We start from the raw sequence: 16519 nt of genomic DNA, 5'->3' as shown, positions 1-16519 counted from the left end.
GCCCAGCGACACCATCGTGATGCCGAAGCTCGGCAGCCAATTGCCGGGAACCGCGAAGCCGAAGGCGTTGATCGAGGTCTGCTCGAAGAGCTGTGCGTTCTCGAAGCGCACTTCGTTCTGGTCCATGGCCGACAATCCGGCCGGATTCCAGAGCACGCCGAGCGGGTCATCCGCGGTCGCCACGTAGGCGCCGCCCAGACCCAGCGTGCGGGCGCTGGTGTAGCGTGCCAGCCATTCGCCGGGGCCTCCGGCGATCTGTTCCTGCGCGAGCGCGGGGACGGCCCAAGCCAGGGCCGCCACCACACCCGCCCGAATCCATGTCGTGCGGTTCATGACGCCTCCTAGCGGACCACCGCGAGCTTGCGGCGGATGACGTGTAGGGTGGCTCCCTTGGCTTCGGCTTCGACGAGCGCGATGTAGCCGCCGCTGGCGACCACCTCGCCTTTACCGTTCTTCCCGTCCCACGAGAACTCGTTCAATCCCTGCATGCCGCCCGGACCGCCGCGGTCGAAGGTCCTGCGCAGCACCAGGTCGCCGCTCATCGTGAAGATTCGCAGCGTCACCGATGCCTGGTCGGTGAGCTTGTAGGCGATGATCGTGGACTGCTGCGGCGGGTGGAACGGATTGGGGTAATTCGTGATGTGACCGCCGGCCGCGTTCGGATCGACGAACGCGGTCTCGAGATCCAGATCCGCCTGCAGCGCGCCGGAGATGGCGCGAATCACGTCGTGTCCAGGCTGGCGCGCGCTCAGGAAGTCCGCGGTGGCCACGCCGTTCGCTTGCGTGATCCCGTCGATCGGCGTGAGCGTGCCGGCGCCGCTGACGAGCTGGAACGCCATCGCCGCGTCCGGAATGCCGTTGTCATAGGCATCCACCAGACGCGCGCGGATGTTCGCGTGCTTGTTGCCGCCCACCCAGCTCGGAACGCTTGTCAGCTGGATGGCCGAGGGGTCGCCGGGCGTGATCGTGATCGCGTTCGAAGTCGCCGGCGCGTTGCCCGCGTCGTCGGTTGCGATGATGACGATCGGCTCGACGAAAGTGTACGTCTCGGACACCGCGCGCTGTCCCTGCAAGAGCTGGAACTGCGTCGTCAGCAGGGTGCCGCGGCCGGGCTGCTGGGTCGAAGCGTTCTGGACGCGGACCGTGACGAAGGAGTTGATCTCCTGGATCACGCTTCCGGCGTCGTTCGTGACCTTGACGGTCAGCGTGAACGGCTCGCCCGCTTGCGCAGTGCTGGGACTGACGGACGCCTCGAGATGGAACCCGCTCGAGATCGCGCGCACCTGCGTCGAGCTGCTCGGGATCGAGGGCTGCGTCACGTCCGAGGCCGTGATCTGGTTGTAGCCTCCGCGCGCCAGCTTGACGGGCAGCTCGATCTGACCGTTCACGAGCGCCGTGTTGGGCGGTAGCGTGGCCTGCGGGTCATCCGAAGTGATCCGCACCACGTGACTCACGCCGGTCACCGGGTTGTACCAGTTGTCGGTGGCCAGCACGGTGACGTTGAACGAGTAGTTGATCGACTGGTCGGTCGCCGTGCCGGACCTGCCGTTGGGCGCACCGGGAGTCGCGACCTCACCCGGCGCCAGGATCAGCAGCCGCGCGAACGGACCACCATTCACCGGGATCGCGCTCGAGGTGTCGGGACGCAGACCGGTGTTGGTGATGTCGTCGGCGTAGATTCGCTGGCTGCCAACCCGGTATAGCGTGGTCTGGATGAGCGCCTGGCCGTTGGCGAGGCGGATTCGAGGCGGCATGCCGGCGCCGGCGTCGCTCGAGCTCAGCGCGACGCTGTCGCTGACACCAGGCACCAGGTTCCAGAACTGGTCGACGGCGCGCACCGTAATGGTGAAGGGCGTCCCGGCCTGCTGAGCGGCTGGCGTGCCCTCACGGCCGTCGGTCGTGCCGCCGCGCGGCTGCTCGCCCGGCACCAGAACCTGCACGCCCGCGAGCGGCCCGGGATTCACGGTGAAGCTGTTGCTCGTTCCGGTATGTGGCGGGGCTGCGAAGTCGGAAGCGGTGATCGACACCGCGCCCCCCGAACCCTTGAAGATCATCGGGCCCGTCCACACGCCGTTCGTGAAGGTCACGAACTCCGGCACGATACTGCCGGCGCCGGTGTTGGCCTGGACGATCGCGTCGCCTGCGTAGTTCGGGATGGTATTGCCGTTGGCATCGGTGGCGCGGATCGTGACCGAGACCGCCACGCCCGCCGTCTGCGGCGAACTGATCGTGTTGATGACGAACTTGTTGACGCCCGCGGGAATCACTTGGATGCCCGGGCTGGTCATGCCCTGGATCCCACCGCTCGTCAGGTCGCTGACCGTGAGGGTCTGGGTGCCGACCGTGCCGAGCGAGACGTTGAACTGGCGGAAGCCGTTGTTGAGGACCCCGGTCACCGGCGTGCTCGCGGCCGGATCGCTGGACGTGATCCGCACGTTGTCGGCGCTCGGCACCGGATTCCAGTAGGCGTCGGTCGCCCACACGCTCACATTGAAGCCCTGGCCGGCGCTCTGCGTGGCCGGCGAGCCGGTCTTGCCCGATACGCTTCCGGGAAGCGGCGTCTCGCCCGGGACGATCAGCTGGACGCGCGAGAAGGGACCCGGGTGCACCGTGAACGGGTCGCTGGTGCCGTTCTTCTGGGGCGCCGCGTCGAGGAACGCGTACAGATTGACGTTGCCGCGATTGATGCTGGTCTCGTCCGCGCGATACATCGTGACATTGCCGCTCCACTGGCCGTTGCTGAACGTTACGAACTCCGGCGACACACGACCGTCGCCGTAGCTGGTGATCTCCTTGAGATGCACCTGGCCGTTGAACCCGGTGACTGTGCTGCCGCTCGGGTTGACCGCCCTCACCGAGATGTTCATCGGCGTGCCGGCGTACTGGTTCTTCTGATTGATCGTTGAGAACACGAAGCCCTGGAGCACCAGCGCCTGGACGTTGGAAGAGGCGCCGTCGGGGATGGTTCCGTCGGTCTGGTCGTGCGCGAACACCGTGAAGGTTCCGCCAGCATTGAACGTGACCTGGAAGGTCGTGACGCCGGAGCTGAGCAGTTTGGGCGTGGGCAGCGTGGCGCTGGCGTCCGAGCTCAGGATCTGAATCTGGTTGGTGACGGTGGTCACCGTCGTCCAGGTGTTGTCGCACGCTCGAACCGTGATCGTGAACGGGACACCCACCGTCTGCGCGGTCGGACTGCCGGTCTTGCCACTCACGGTTCCAGGGGCGGCCGTCTCACCCGGGAGCAGGACCTGAAGGCGGCTATAAGGGCCTGCGAACGCCGGCGCGGCCCACATGACCGCGGCACAAAGCGTCCACGCGGCCATCCGAGTGACACGTGATCCCCTGCGCAACGTCGCACCTCCCTGGTTCGCTGCTCCACATGACCGGTTCGCAAGCCGGCGAGCCTTCGCACGCGCCGCTCACAGCTTGAGGAAGCGACGCTCCACGACGCGCCCTTGCCCATCGATGGATGGGCGGACGCGTCCGGGGCGTCGGCATGGCAGGGGGTGTGCCGCGAGGACTTGCAGAAAGCGCCTTCGCCGAGCGGGACGGACTCGAGACTGTCGCTACACGAGTTGGCGCGCCTCTCCTCGTCGTGTCACCTCGAGATCGGATCGAGTTGAAACGGCCATGAGCGCCTCGTGGGGCGGATCACCCAGCGCGCTTCGTGCGAAGCGCATCCCGTCCTGCTGCAAGTCGCGAGTGCGCTGCGGTATCTTCCCCGCCCATGCTCGACTCCATTCCGCGTCCGCTGGCGAGCGAATCGGTGCTGCGTTGCCGAGGCCTGGTCAAGCGGTACGGCGACGTGACCGCCGTCGATGGCCTCGACCTCGAAGTGAGGGCCGGAGAGTGCTTCGGCCTGCTCGGTCCCAACGGAGCCGGCAAGACCACGACGATCGAGATCCTCGAAGGCCTCAACACGCCGAATGCCGGGGAGGTCACGGTGCTCGGCCATTCGTGGGGACGCGGCGAGGACCTGGCGCTGCGGGAGCGTCTCGGCATCCAGCTCCAGGAGACGCGGCTGCACGAGAAGCTCTCGGTCGAAGAGACGGTGCGCCTGTTTCGCAGCTTCTACCGCCGCGGCCCCGAACCGGCCGAGGTGCTGCGGCGCGTGCAGCTCGAGGAGAAGCGGAATGCCTGGGTGGGCAAGCTCTCCGGCGGGCAGAAGCAGCGCCTTTCCGTGGCCTGCGCGCTGGTCAACGATCCAGAGGTGCTGTTCCTCGACGAGCCCACGACCGGCCTCGACCCGCAATCGCGCCGCCAGCTCTGGGACCTGGTGGATGACTTCAAGCGGCGCGGCGGCACGGTGCTGCTGACCACGCACTACATGGAGGAAGCCGAGCAGCTCTGCGACCGGGTCGCGGTCATCGATCACGGCAGGGTCATCGCGCTCGGCACCCCGGTGGAGCTGATCGCCTCACTCGGCGCGGAGCACGTCGTCGAATTCTCCGTGACCGGGCCACTCGACCTGGAACCCATCCGGGGACTCCCGGGCGTGGTCGATGCGCGCCACGAGCCGAGCTCCGTGGCGCTCACCGTGCGCGAGCCCCATGTGGCGATCCCCGCGCTCCTCTCGGAGCTCGAGCGGCAACGGGCCTCGCTCTCCTCCCTCACCACCCACCACGCGACGCTCGAGGACGTGTTCGTGAGCCTCACCGGCAGGACGCTGCGCGATGAGTGAGCCGCGCGGCGCGCCACGACCCGCGTTGCTGGAGCTCTCCCGCACCCGGATGCTCGCGTTCATTCGCGAGCCGGAGGCGATCTTCTGGGTCTTCGCCTTCCCCATTCTGCTGGCGCTGGCGCTGGGAATCGCGTTCCGCAACCAGGGAACGCCGCGCTCCGAGGTGGTGATCGCCGCGGGAACCGGGGACGGCGCGCTGCGTCGCGCGCTCGAGCGCTCGCCGGATCTCTCGGTGAGCATCCTCGCGCCGGTGGATGCCGACGCCGCGCTGCGGCGCGGCAAGGCCCAGGTGGTCGTGCGGCCCGGCGATCCTCCGACGCTGATCTACGATCCGAGCCGTCCCGAGACGCGCCTCGCCCAGCTCACCGTGAAGGACGCGCTCGAGCGCGCCGCGGGCCGGGAGGACCGCCTGTCGCTGCGCTCCGACACCCGCATGCGGCCGGGGTCCCGCTACATCGACTTCCTGATCCCCGGCCTGATCGGTCTCAATCTGCTCGGCACCGGGATGTGGGGCGTCGGCTTCCCGATCGCCAATGCCCGGCAGCTCAAGCTGCTCAAGCGCATGGTCGCGACGCCGATGCGACGCAGCGATTACCTCCTGTCGCTCATGGTGGCGCGGCTCGTGTTCCTGGCGCTCGAGGTGATCGCGATCGTGGTCTTCGGCTGGCTGGCCTTCGGCGTCCTCCAGCGCGGCTCATGGCCCGGTTTCGTCGCGGTCTCGCTGCTCGGAGCCTTCGCCTTCTCGGCCCTCGGACTGCTGGTGGCATGCCGCGCTCGCACGATCGAGGCGGTGTCGGGGCTGATGAACGTCGTCATGATGCCGATGTGGCTCTTGTCGGGAAGCTTCTTCTCGGCCGACCGCTTCCCTGCTTTCCTGCAGCCCTTCATTCGCGCGCTGCCGCTCACCGCGGCCAACGACGCCTATCGCGCGTTGATGAACGAAGGCGCCACGTTCGCGCAGGTGAGCCCGCAGCTGGGTGTTCTCCTGGCCTGGACGGTGGTGAGCTTCGCGCTCGCGCTCGCCTGGTTCCGCTGGGATTAGGAGTCCATTTCACTCGAAGGCGATGCGCGGATCCGTGGCCGCGAGCAGGAGGTCCGCGATCAGGTTCCCGAGCACCAGCATGGCCGAGACCATGACGATCCCGCCGATCGCCAGGTACTGATCCTGGCTCCAGAGCGCCTCGGCACGAGCTGCATCAGGCCCCAGGAGATCGTGATCACACCCAGGAGCAATGGGATGGTGTGCAGCAGCCGGCGAAGGACGTACGTGCGCACCACTCGAATGTAATTCCCTACTCTCCCCGGGGAGAGCAAGAAGTTACAAGCAGTCGGCGCCTCAGCTCCGGATGAGCACCTGCCAGGCCAGGACGCCGTAGAACGCGAGCTTCCCGAGCAACGCGATCAGGAAAAGAGCGAGGGTCTTACGGCTCGTGAGGGCGCGCCGGAACTTGTTCGGGAGTCGCGCGGCGAAACGAGCCAAGTGCTGCCGCCAGCGGGGCGCGGTCGAGGGGGGCGTTGCGTCGGATTCGGAAATCGTCGTGGCGGATTCTTGCGTGGAAAACATCGAGCCCTCCGGGGGGTCCTGGTGGTAGGCCCTCGGAGGGCGCTGGCCGCATTCTAAGGCCGGACGCGCGCCGCCGCCACCTGGACCTGAGGGGTTCCCTCGGTCGCGGTCCAGGCGAAGATGATCCGGTCCCGGGTCCGCACCATGCGGGGATAGCCCGAGGCGCGGTTCGAGGTGGTACGCGCAATGGTCATCGAAGGGCCCACCTGACCGTTCGGGCCGACGCGCCGCACCCGGAACATTCCTGCGGTTCCTCGAGTCTCCAGCCACCCCACCAGCGCGGATCCATCCTCGAGCAGCACCACGCTCATCCGGCCCAGAGGATCCCCGTCGTCGACCCGGATCGGCAGCCCGAAGCTTCGTCCGTGGGTGCCGGAGAAAGCCACGTACGCCCGCGAGCTGTCACCCCGCTCGGTGTACCACGCCACCGCGACGTGGTCCTTGATGGCGTCCATGGCGGGTCCGTTGACCGGACAAGATGGCGTCTTCCAGCCATCGGCGTGCACCGGAGCGGGATCGCTCCAGCCCTTCTCGTCGAGCCAGGCGATCGAGATGTCGCGCACCTCGTCCTTCGTGCGGTCGCGGTAGGCGATCAAGGCGCCCGCGCCGCGACCCACGGCAGTGGTGGGGCAGCAGTCGCAGACGCGGTTGTCGACCTCGAGCTCGTCCTTCATCGCCCCGTCGAAAGCCACCCATGCGGTGCGCAGCGATGTCTCCCCGTGGCCGTGCTCGGGCGCGGCGCTGTCTCCTCGAGTGGCTTGGGCATACTTCCGCCCGTCGAGCCAGAACACGCGGGCGCCGCGCTCCTCCGCGAGCACGATCGAAACGAAGCCGTGCTCGGTGGGGGTGTCATCGCGATGCGGGATGATCGGCAGGGTCCACCGACGGCCCCCGTCGACCGAGCCCGACACACGAACGTGGTACGCGGATCGATCCCCGCCGCTCATCCAGAGCCAGGCCACCATGAGGTTGTTGCTGCCGAGCGCGGCCACCACGGGAACGTCCGCCCAGTTGACGAAGAACGAGTCCCCTTGGGCGACGGTGTACGGCGTGCCCCACGCGTTGTTGGTCAGGCGCGACACCTTGAGGGCTCGCCGAGCGCTGTCCGCGACTTCGAGCCAGCTGAGGAACACGCTGCCGTCGGCCGCGATCGCCAGATAAGGCTGTCCCGAGCCCGCCCGGGCGGGCGTCTTGATCGCCTGGAGACCGACCAGGGGCGGCGCGGGACGGCTCGCGGCGTAAGTGAGCGCGCCGAGTGTCGAGGCAACAGCGAGGAGCACGAACGCAGTTCGCAGGAGCCGCATGCGCAGGGGACCCTATCACGTCCGCGGGCCTGGCGCGCGGAGGTGGCGTGGCCTAGGAGTTGGTTGCCGGAGCGGCGACGGGCGCCGTGGCCGGAGCCGCGCCGCGGGGGCCCGATCGCCACACGCGCGCGACCAGAGCCGCGCCGTCTTCGAGCAGCGTGTAGAGGCAGGGCACCAGCAGCAGCGTCAGCAGCGTGGAGGCGACGAGCCCGCCCATCACCGCGCGTGCCAGCGGGTAGTAGAGGACGTCGCCGACGTGGTTGCCGCCGATCGCGAGCGGCAGCATGCCGAGCACGGTGCACAGCATGGTCATGAGAATCGGCCGCAGCCGGTCGTGGGCCGCGTCGAGGATCGCGCGCGTGCGCTCCACGCCGCGCTCGCGCAACTGGTGAACGTGATGGACCAGGACGATCCCGTTGTTCACCACGATCCCGACCAGGATCAGGATGCCGATCTGGGCCATCAGGTTGAAGGGCGAGCCGGTCAAGAGACACGTGACCGCGATGCCTACGAAGGCGAAGGGCAAGGCGAACATGATCGCGAACGGATGCAGCAGGCTCTCGAACAAGGCCGCCATCACCAGGTAGACCAGCACGAGCGCCAGGAGCAGATTGATGAGCAGCTCGGCCTGGGTGCGGTCTTCCTCCTCGAAAGCCTCGCCGAACGACCACGTGTAACCGGTCGGCAAGTACATGCCGTCGAGCACCCGGCGAACCGAGTTGCGCACCTCACCGCTCTTCTTGGGGTCCACGTTGCCGCGGACCGCCACCACCGAGTGGCGCTGCTGCCGCTCGACGCTGGAGGGCGTGCGCACGACGTGGAAGTCGGCCACCGCGGCGAGCGGCACGCTCTGCAACACGCCACCGACTGAACGGTTGGCCATCACGGGCATGTCCCGGAGGCCGTGAAGGCTCGAGCGGTCTTTCTCGTCGAGCCGCGCCTGAACCTGGACCTCCCCTTCGGATCCGCGGAACCGCGCCAGCTGGCGGCCGCGGAAGAAGCCCGCCACCGAGTTGCCGACGGTGGCCGTGGTGAGTCCATATTGAGCGGCGCGCTGCCGATCCACCACCACCTCGACTTCCTCGCGTCCGCGCTCGCCGCCGACCACCACGTCGGTCAACCCCTCGACGGTCGCGAGTCGCCGCGACACCTCCCTCGCGAGCTGATCGAGCCGCGGCCCCGGCTCGCCGAACAATCGAACCGCCAGCCGCGACGATCCCGACTGGCCTTGATTGTCTTGCAGTCGCAAGGTGGTGCCCGGCAGCTGGGGCAATCCGTCGCGCAGCATCTTGCGCACCTTCTGCGCACCCTCGTCGTCGGCCCAGCCGTCGGCCAGGTAGGCGCGGGTGAAGGCCTCGTTGTTGCCGAAGTACGAGTAGGTGGACTTGACGTGCAGCGACTCCTTGCGCGCCTGGATCCAGGTCTCGATCGCGGTCACGTAGCGCTCGACCTCGCGGTAATTGAGGTTGTCCGCGAACTCGTAGCGCAGGTTGACCGCCTCGACCTTGGTGGCGGTGAAGGCGCTCTTGTCGACCGGGATGAACATGGCGATCGCCGCCACGAACACCGCCAACGCGATCCCGGAAGCGGCCGGGCGGTGGCGGAGCGTCCAGGCCAGCGCACGCTGATGCGCGGCGGAGAGCTTGAGGAAGATCGGCGACGGTTTTCCCACGCCCACGCGGAACAGCCTGCCCATGGCCAGCGGGATCACGGTGAGCGAGAGGAACAGCGAGCAAAGCAGCGTGAAGATGATCGTGCGGCCGACCTCGCCGATCCAGGTGGTGATCTCGGTGCGGCCTCCCAGCACGAGGGGCAGGAAGACGATGATCGAAGTGGCGGTCGCGCTCACCACGGCGGGCAGGACTTCGCGGCTGCCGCGGATCGCCGCCTTGAGCGGCGCCATGCCGCGCTCGCGATGGCGGGTGATGCTCTCGAGCACCACCACGGCGTTGTCCACCAGCATGCCCACGGCGAGCATCAACCCCATCATCGACAGGATGTTGAGGGTGCGGCCCGTGAAGTACATGAGCGCCGCCGTGGCCAGCAGCGAGAACGGGATGGCCGCCGCGACCATCAGGGTGGTGCCCAGGCGCCGCAGGAAGAAGAAGAGGACACCGACGGACAGCGCCGCCCCCACGAGTCCCGCGTGCGCCAGGCCCTCGAGCGAGTTGCGGATCTGCTCGCCCTGATCGGTGAAGGTCAGCACGCGGATCCCCTTGAGCTGCGGATCCGACTCGATCTCCTTCAGAACCCGGCGCGCCCGGTCGGACACCTCGACGTTGTTGGCGCCCGACTCCTTGATGACGTTGAGGCCGATGGCGCGACCCAGGTCGAGGTGCCGTCCGTAATCCAGGTCGGGCTCGCGCAGTGCGATCGTCGCCACGTCGCCCAGTCTCAGACCCTGCTCCGTGATGGGGAAGCTGCGGAACTCATCGATGCTCTCGAAGTCGTTCACCACACGGAGCGGCCACGCCTCGTCGCCACGGCGCAGCATTCCGGCACTGGAGCTGCGGCTCGAGGCGTCGAGCCGGGCCAGCACGGCGCCGGCGTCGAGCCCGTGGCGCTCGAGGTCGGCCAGGCGGAAGTCGATCCGCACCTGCGGCGGCTCGACTCCGTAGAGCTCGACCTTGGCCACTCCGGGGACGCGGCGCAGCGGGTCGGCCACGTGCCGGTTGAGCAGCTCGTAGTCGCGCGACAGATCGCGGTCGGCGGCGATGCGGCACTCGATCACCGGGATGTCCGACGAGCGGAAGCTGTTCACCTGGATGACGTCGACGTCCTGCGGCAGCCGGTCGCGGATGCGGTCGAGCTTCTCGCGCGCCTCGGCGCGGATCGGGGCGATGTCCTCTCCCCAGTTGAACTCGACGTAGATGTTGGCCGAGTTGGCCGAGGACCACGAGTTGATCCTGCGCACCTTGCTCAGAGTCGCGAGCGCCTCTTCGGCGGGGCGCGTGATCTCTTCCTCGACCTGAGCCGGGAGGGCGTTCGGGTAGGGAATCGTGATCTCCAGCCCGGGGAAGCTCACTTCGGGCAGGAAGGCGAGCGGCAGCCGGGGCGCCGCGATGGCCCCCATGACCAGCATCGACACCACCACCGTTCCTGCGGTGATCGGATTGCGCAGGCTCCAGCGCGGCAGGTTCACGGCCGGCGGTCCATCGTGACGTAGACCGCGGGCAGCACGATCAGGGTCAGCACCGTCGAGCTGATGAGGCCGCCCATGAGCGTGAGCGCGAGCGGGGCCCGGACCTCGGCTCCCTCGCCGATGCCGATGGCCATGGGGAGCAACCCGAGCGCCGTGGTCATCGTGGTCATGAGGATGGGCCGCAGGCGCACGGTGCCGGCCTCGACCAGGGCTTCGAGCTTGGCGACGCCCCGCGCGCGGAGCTGCTTCACGTAGTCGAGGAGCACGATGCCGTTGTTGACCACGATGCCGGCCTGCACCACCAGGCCAATCAGCACCATCACGTTCACCGATTGGCCGGTGAGGAGCAGGGTGAGGATCACTCCCGATACCGCCATCGGCAGCGTGAACATGATGACGAACGGATGGAGCAGGGATTCGAACTGGCTCGCCATCACCAGGTATACGAGGAAGACCGCCAGCAGCAGCGCGAAGCGCAGCGACCCGAAGGACTGCGACAGCTCGCGATTCTGCCCCGCCAGCGTCACCTTCGCGCCCGGCGGCACATCGAGCCCGGCGAGCGCCGCTTCGATCTCCTCGGCCGCGGAGCCGAGGTCGCGGCCCTCGAGATTGCCCGACACCAAGGCCGCTCGTTGCTGCGAGATTCGACGGATCTCGCTGGGCCCGCGCGAGACCTGCACATCCGCCACCGCGGCCAGCGGCACCGACTGCCCACGGTTGCGCCCCACCTCGAGGTTCGCCAGCTCGGACACCGCCGAGCGCTCCTGCTCGCTGGCGCGCACGCGGATGTCGAGCTTGCGGTCGAGGTCGCTGAACTGGGTCGCCGCTTCTCCCTGGACCGCATTGCGCACCAGCCGCGAAGCGCCCGCCGGATCGAGGTTCATGGCCGCCAGCCGATCGCGGTTGAACGCGATCTGGACCTCGGGGTCGCCGACCCTCATGGAGCTCTCGACGTCCTCGATGCCATCGAGCTGCGCGATACGCGCCGCGACCGCGTCGGACAGCGTGCGGAGCGTGTCGAGGTTGTAGGCGTAGACCTCCACCTCGACCGGATTGCGGAACGTGAAGAGACTCGGACGGCCGAACTCGTACGAAAGACCCGGCACCTGGTCGAGCGCGGCGCGCAGGTCGCCCGCGACCGCTTCCTCGGTGCGGGCGTCGGTGCGCTTCAGCGCGACGGCGATCTGGCCGCGATTCGCTTCACGCGCCGAGCCGGCGAACGCGCTCAGATCGACCTGCCCGGAGCTGGTGTAGATGTGCTTGACGCGCGAGTCCTTGCGGATCGCCGCCGCGACCTGCTCGATCGTCTGGTCGGTGACATGGAGCGCCGTGCCCTCGGCAAGCCGCACGTTGAAGAAGAACTCCCCCTGAGTGACCGGGGGGAACAAGTTGCGCGGCAGCATCGCCCCCACCGCCAGCGTCACCAGGAAGCCGATCGTCGAGACCGCCAGAATCGGTCCCGGACGCGTGAGCGCCCGCCTCAGCAACACAGGGTAGGTGCGCTCGAGCCACGCGTAGCCCGCGTCGAAGGGCACGAGCAACCGGTTCACCCACGGCCTGAGCGCGCGGCCGGCCCACTGGACGCCCCGCGTGAGCAGTCGCGGCAGGGCCACCACGCCAAACAGCCCCCAGCGCGCCACCGCGTTCCACCGTCCCCCGCGGCCGCCTTCCGGCAGCGCGCCGGCGTTGCCGGCGAAGCGCCCGCCCAGCGCGGCCAGCATGGGCACCAGGGTCAGCGACACGGCCAGCGATGCCAGCTGAGAAAGGGTGATGGTGAGCGCCTGATCGCGGAAGAGCTGACCGGCGAAGCCTTCGACGAACACCAGCGGGAAGAAGACGGCAATCGAGGTCAACGTCGACGCGGTGACCGCCATCGCGACCGCCGACCCGCCCTTGCTCGCGGATTCGCGGATGCCGAGTCCCTCCTCCCGTTTGCGGAAGATGCTCTCGAGCACCACGATCGAGCCATCGACCATCATGCCGATCGCGAGCGCCAGCCCGCCGAGCGACATGAGGTTCAGCGACACCCCGAGGCGGTACATGATCACGAAGGTCGCGAACACGGAAACCGGGATGCCGAGCGCCACGATCATCGTGGTCCCGATCTGGCGCAGGAAGGCGAAGAGCACGAGGACCGCCAGCAGCCCGCCCTGCCAGGCGGATCCGATGACGTCCTGGATCGCGTTCTCGATGAAGCGCGACTGGTCGGCCACCGCCACCAGCTTCATTTCCGGCGGCAGCTGCAGGCGGTCGACGCGGCGCTTGACCGCGCGCGCCACCGACACGGTGTTGGCGTCCCCTTCCTTGTAGACCGAGACCTCGACGGCCTCGTGCCCGTCGAGCCTCGCCACCACCTCGCGATCCTTGGCGCCGCGCTGGACCGTGGCCACGTCCGAGACCCGCACCACGCCGACCACATCGCCGGGATTGGAGGCGGTCCGACCCGCAACGACGGCGGGAGCGCCCGAACGGCGCACGGCGAGGACCACGTCCCCGATCTCCTCGGGCGTCAGGAACAGGTTGGTGGCGCGGATCAGATACTCGGCGTGCGCCTCGGTCAAGGAGCCGCCCGCGAGGTTGATGTTCTCGTCCGCCAGGCGGCGCGTGACGTCGGTGAGCGACAGTCCGACCGCCGAGAGCCGCGCCGCGTCGACGTCGACACGGATCTCCTCCTCTTCGCCGCCCACCACCTTGACCGCGGCCACGCCCGCGGCGCCTTCCAGCTCGGTCTTCACGGTACGATCGGCGATGCGGCGCAGGCGCTGGAGGTTGTCGCCTCCGGAGAGCCGGAAGCGAAGGATCGGGTCGAGCGAAGGATCGAAGCGCAGGATGGCGGGCCGCTTGGCCTCGCGCGGCAGCGTGACGAGATCGAGCTTCTCGCGGACCGAGAGCGACGCCAGGTCCATGCGGGTCCCGGTGACGAACTCGAGCGTCACCTCGGACTGTCCCGGGCGCGACACCGAGTGAAGTCGCGTGAGGCCAGGAACGACGCCCGCGGCTTCCTCGATCGGGCGGGTGACGAACTGCTCGACGTCGCCGGGAGCGGCGTCGGGCAGATCGGTGCGGATCGTGAGAGATGGATACGAGATGTCGGGCAGCAGATCGACGGCCAGCCGGCCGCCCGCGACCAGCCCGAAGAGGACCACCCCGAGGGTGATCATGAAGACGGTGACGGGGCGGTGGATCGAGCCTTCGATGAGCTTCACGGCCGACCTAGAGCCGGACCGGCTTGATGCGGGCGCCTTGCTTGAGTCCGCCCTGCCCCACGGTCACCACGCTGTCGCCCGCCACGAGTCCAGCGACGATCTGCGCGGTGTCGCCCGAGATGGCGCCTACCGTGATCACTCGCTTGATGACCGTGTCTCCGCGCGCCACGAAGACATAGCTCTCGCCGTCTTCCGAGAGCATGGCGCGCCGCGGCAGCACGACCGCGTTGCTGAAGCTGCCGGTGCGGAGCTGAACCTTCGCGAAATTCCCGGGCCGCAGCAGCCGCGCCGGATCCCTGACCTCGAGCGTCACCTTGATCGTCCCGTTGGTCCGATCGACCACGGGATTGACGAGTGCCACGCGCGCCTGGAACTCGCGTCCGGGAAGCGCATCCACCGTGAGGCGCGCGGGCTGGCCCAGCTGCAGCCGCGCCAGCTCGCGCTCCGGGAAGTAGAGACGCGCGAGCAGCGGGTCGAAGTCCTCGAGGCGGAAGCATTCGCGACCCGAGGTCACCGTCTCGCCGAGATTGATCATCCGCGCGGTGACGCGCCCCGAGAACGGCGCCGTCAGCCGCGTCTGAGTCAGGTTGTAACGGGCTTCGTCCAGCGTCACTTTCGCGGTGCGGCGCTTGAGCTCGAGGTCGTCGATGTCCTTCCCGCTCATGAAGCCCTGCTGCGTCAGCTGCTTCCCACGCTCGGCCTCGCGCTCGGCGCTCTTCAGCATCACCTCGGCGCGCTCGACCGCGAGCCGCGCTTCGGTGTCGTCCAGCTGAGCGAGCACGTCGCCCTTGTTCACCGCCCGGCCCTCTTCCGCGATCAGTGCGCGGACCTGGCCGGTGCGCGTCGCGACCAGCGTGGCGGAGTTACGGGCTTCGAGCGTGGCCGTGGTCTCGAGATAGGTGGTGATGTCCCCGCGACGCACCTCGGCGACTTCGACCGGCGCGGCGGTCGGCCCTTCCTTCTCGTTCTTCTTCTTGCCGTTGCCGTCGCCGCGGCCGTTCCGTGCGACCAGGAGGCCGACCACGACCGAGATCACCACGAGTCCCGCCAGCGACCACAGCCACCAACGCCGGCGAGGCTTCATCGTCCGAGCCTCCATCACACCCTCCAGCCAGGGAGCCTGCTCCCACGCGCCCTTCAGACCCGAGCCCTCGCGATCGGAAGGGGGCCCTTCCCTTCGCGACCCTGGCGTTACGCATTGGGAGCGACCAGAGTTGCAAAGCTCCTGACGCGGGGTGGCCATCTCGATGCGGGATGGGGCCTCGAGCAGGCCCTCGGGGTGGACGAGCCCCAGTGATCCCTTCGGACGCCGACGATCTCAGGATCGGTCAGCGGAGGAGGGCGATGCGCTCACTCCAGGTCCTGCCGTTCGCCTGGCAGGAAACGAAGTAGATCCCCGCCCCGACCTGGCGCCCCTGCTGGTCCGTTCCTGCCCAGCTCGCTCGATGCGCACCCGGCTCGAGCGGGCCTTCCACCAGCGTCCGCACCAGCGCGCCGCGCGCGTCGTACACCGCGACCCGCACCGGACCGGAGCGCTCCAGCTGGAATTGGATGCTGGTGCTGCCCATGAACGGATTGGGATGAGCCGACAGAATCCTCGGCTCGGCCTGCGTGTCCTCCACGGAGAGCGTGGCCGGAAGCTGAGACATGACGTTGGTGTTCCGCGCAGAGATGTAGTTGCGGAGCTCCGTGAATCCCGCCGAGCCGACGGGATTGTAGGGATCGGTGCCCAGGTGGGGCAGCAAGGCCGCCTCGAGCGCGTTGACCTCCGCGGTCAGGGAACCGGTATTGAGGGGCCCGTTGATGAGGTTCCGCATGATCGCGTTGTAATTGGTGCGGAACGTCGGATTGTCGATGATCACGTCCTCGAACGGCGAGTTGCCGAGCTCGTAGATGCTCCTGGTCGTGTTCAGAGAGCCAAAGTTGGCGTCCATGTCCCACGAGTAATGGAGCCGCTTACGATAACGGGAGTCGCTGAAGTAGAAGTTCTTTCCCTTGGAGAAGAGGTTGTCGGGGCTGTACGCCCAGGAATTGACCGCCCCGAGCGTGAGCATCCCCGGCATGTCGATGAGCGCGTTGAGCTGCGTGGCCACATCATTGGGCGCAGGGATCGGGCAGGTATTCGGCGGGAACGGGGAATAGCAGAGCGCTTGATACGTCGGACTGTGCGTCAGCGGGCCGAACTCGATGGTGGGAGGACCGACGTCACTCTGCTTGTAGAGCCAGGTGTCGTCGGAGAGCCACAGCCCTCGGTTCTCCATGAATCGCTTGTCCACCTGCTCGGCACTCACGTAGACCCCGAGGTAGGCACCGTTGACGTAGAGCCTGACCCACGAAGCAAGGCCGGGCATGTACGGGTAGATCCCCGCATTCCACGCCAGCCGGTGCAGGTACCATGCGAAGCCCTCGAGCAACGTGCTCGTGTCGGCGCCGTTCTCCAGGCTGAGCTTCTTCATCCCGTGCCAGCTCTGCTCGGTGAATTCGTTGACGTCGATCTTGAGCGGCACCTTCTCGCCGCCGACGGCCGCGCCCGACTTGCGGCGCACCGCCACGAGCAAGGGTGTCTCCCCAGGCATCGAGAGCTGGGCCGGGACCTCCTGGTTGAAGGTCATGTCGTTCTTC

The 16519-nt window shown here is 68.1% G+C and carries 10 protein-coding genes; 2 read left to right on the top strand and 8 right to left on the bottom strand.

The window, feature by feature from the left end:
* Positions 1 to 333: hypothetical protein (locus tag VFQ05_11360; GenBank protein ID HET9327364.1), on the bottom strand; the 333-nt coding region annotated here is incomplete at its 3' end.
* Between the two features lie 8 nt (positions 334 to 341).
* Entirely contained in the window at positions 342 to 3323 is a 2982-nt protein-coding gene (locus VFQ05_11355; GenBank protein HET9327363.1) for a FlgD immunoglobulin-like domain containing protein, read from the bottom strand.
* Between the two features lie 404 nt (positions 3324 to 3727).
* Here VFQ05_11355 and VFQ05_11350 point away from each other — a divergent pair, with 404 nt between their 5' ends.
* Together VFQ05_11350 and VFQ05_11345 are read left to right on the top strand one after the other, a co-directional pair.
* Entirely contained in the window at positions 3728 to 4681 is a 954-nt protein-coding gene (locus tag VFQ05_11350) for an ABC transporter ATP-binding protein (GenBank protein HET9327362.1), read from the top strand.
* Entirely contained in the window at positions 4674 to 5723 is a 1050-nt protein-coding gene (locus VFQ05_11345; GenBank protein HET9327361.1) for an ABC transporter permease, read from the top strand. The genes VFQ05_11350 and VFQ05_11345 overlap by 8 nt, the downstream gene beginning before the upstream one ends.
* A 294-nt stretch (positions 5724 to 6017) precedes the next feature.
* Here the strand turns inward: VFQ05_11345 and VFQ05_11340 are convergent, their stop codons facing one another.
* The 6 genes from VFQ05_11340 to VFQ05_11315 form a co-directional block, all read right to left on the bottom strand.
* Positions 6018 to 6245 (bottom strand): hypothetical protein, encoded by a 228-nt coding sequence (locus tag VFQ05_11340; protein ID HET9327360.1) that lies wholly within the window; start codon positions 6243 to 6245, stop codon positions 6018 to 6020.
* Positions 6246 to 6298: 53 nt separating this feature from the next.
* Positions 6299 to 7549, bottom strand: a complete 1251-nt coding sequence (locus VFQ05_11335; protein ID HET9327359.1) for a hypothetical protein — start codon at positions 7547 to 7549, stop codon at positions 6299 to 6301.
* A gap of 52 nt (positions 7550 to 7601) precedes the next feature.
* Positions 7602 to 10691 (bottom strand): efflux RND transporter permease subunit, encoded by a 3090-nt coding sequence (locus VFQ05_11330; protein HET9327358.1) that lies wholly within the window; start codon positions 10689 to 10691, stop codon positions 7602 to 7604.
* Positions 10688 to 13897 carry an efflux RND transporter permease subunit gene (locus VFQ05_11325; GenBank protein ID HET9327357.1) on the bottom strand — a complete coding sequence of 1070 codons (3210 nt, stop codon included), beginning with the start codon at positions 13895 to 13897 and terminating at the stop codon, positions 10688 to 10690. Before VFQ05_11325 ends, VFQ05_11330 begins: the two co-directional genes overlap by 4 nt.
* 7 nt (positions 13898 to 13904) lie before the next feature.
* A complete protein-coding gene (locus VFQ05_11320) occupies positions 13905 to 14981 on the bottom strand; it encodes an efflux RND transporter periplasmic adaptor subunit (protein HET9327356.1) in 1077 nt (358 codons plus the stop codon).
* A gap of 244 nt (positions 14982 to 15225) precedes the next feature.
* The coding region (locus VFQ05_11315) for a CotH kinase family protein (protein ID HET9327355.1) at positions 15226 to 16519 on the bottom strand (1294 nt) is incomplete at its 5' end.

Source organism: Candidatus Eisenbacteria bacterium, from assembly GCA_035712145.1.
GTDB lineage: Bacteria > Eisenbacteria > RBG-16-71-46 > RBG-16-71-46 > RBG-16-71-46 > DASTBI01.
The sequence above is the reverse complement of the archived record's forward strand: the minus strand, read 5'-3'. Positions and strand labels throughout refer to the sequence as shown.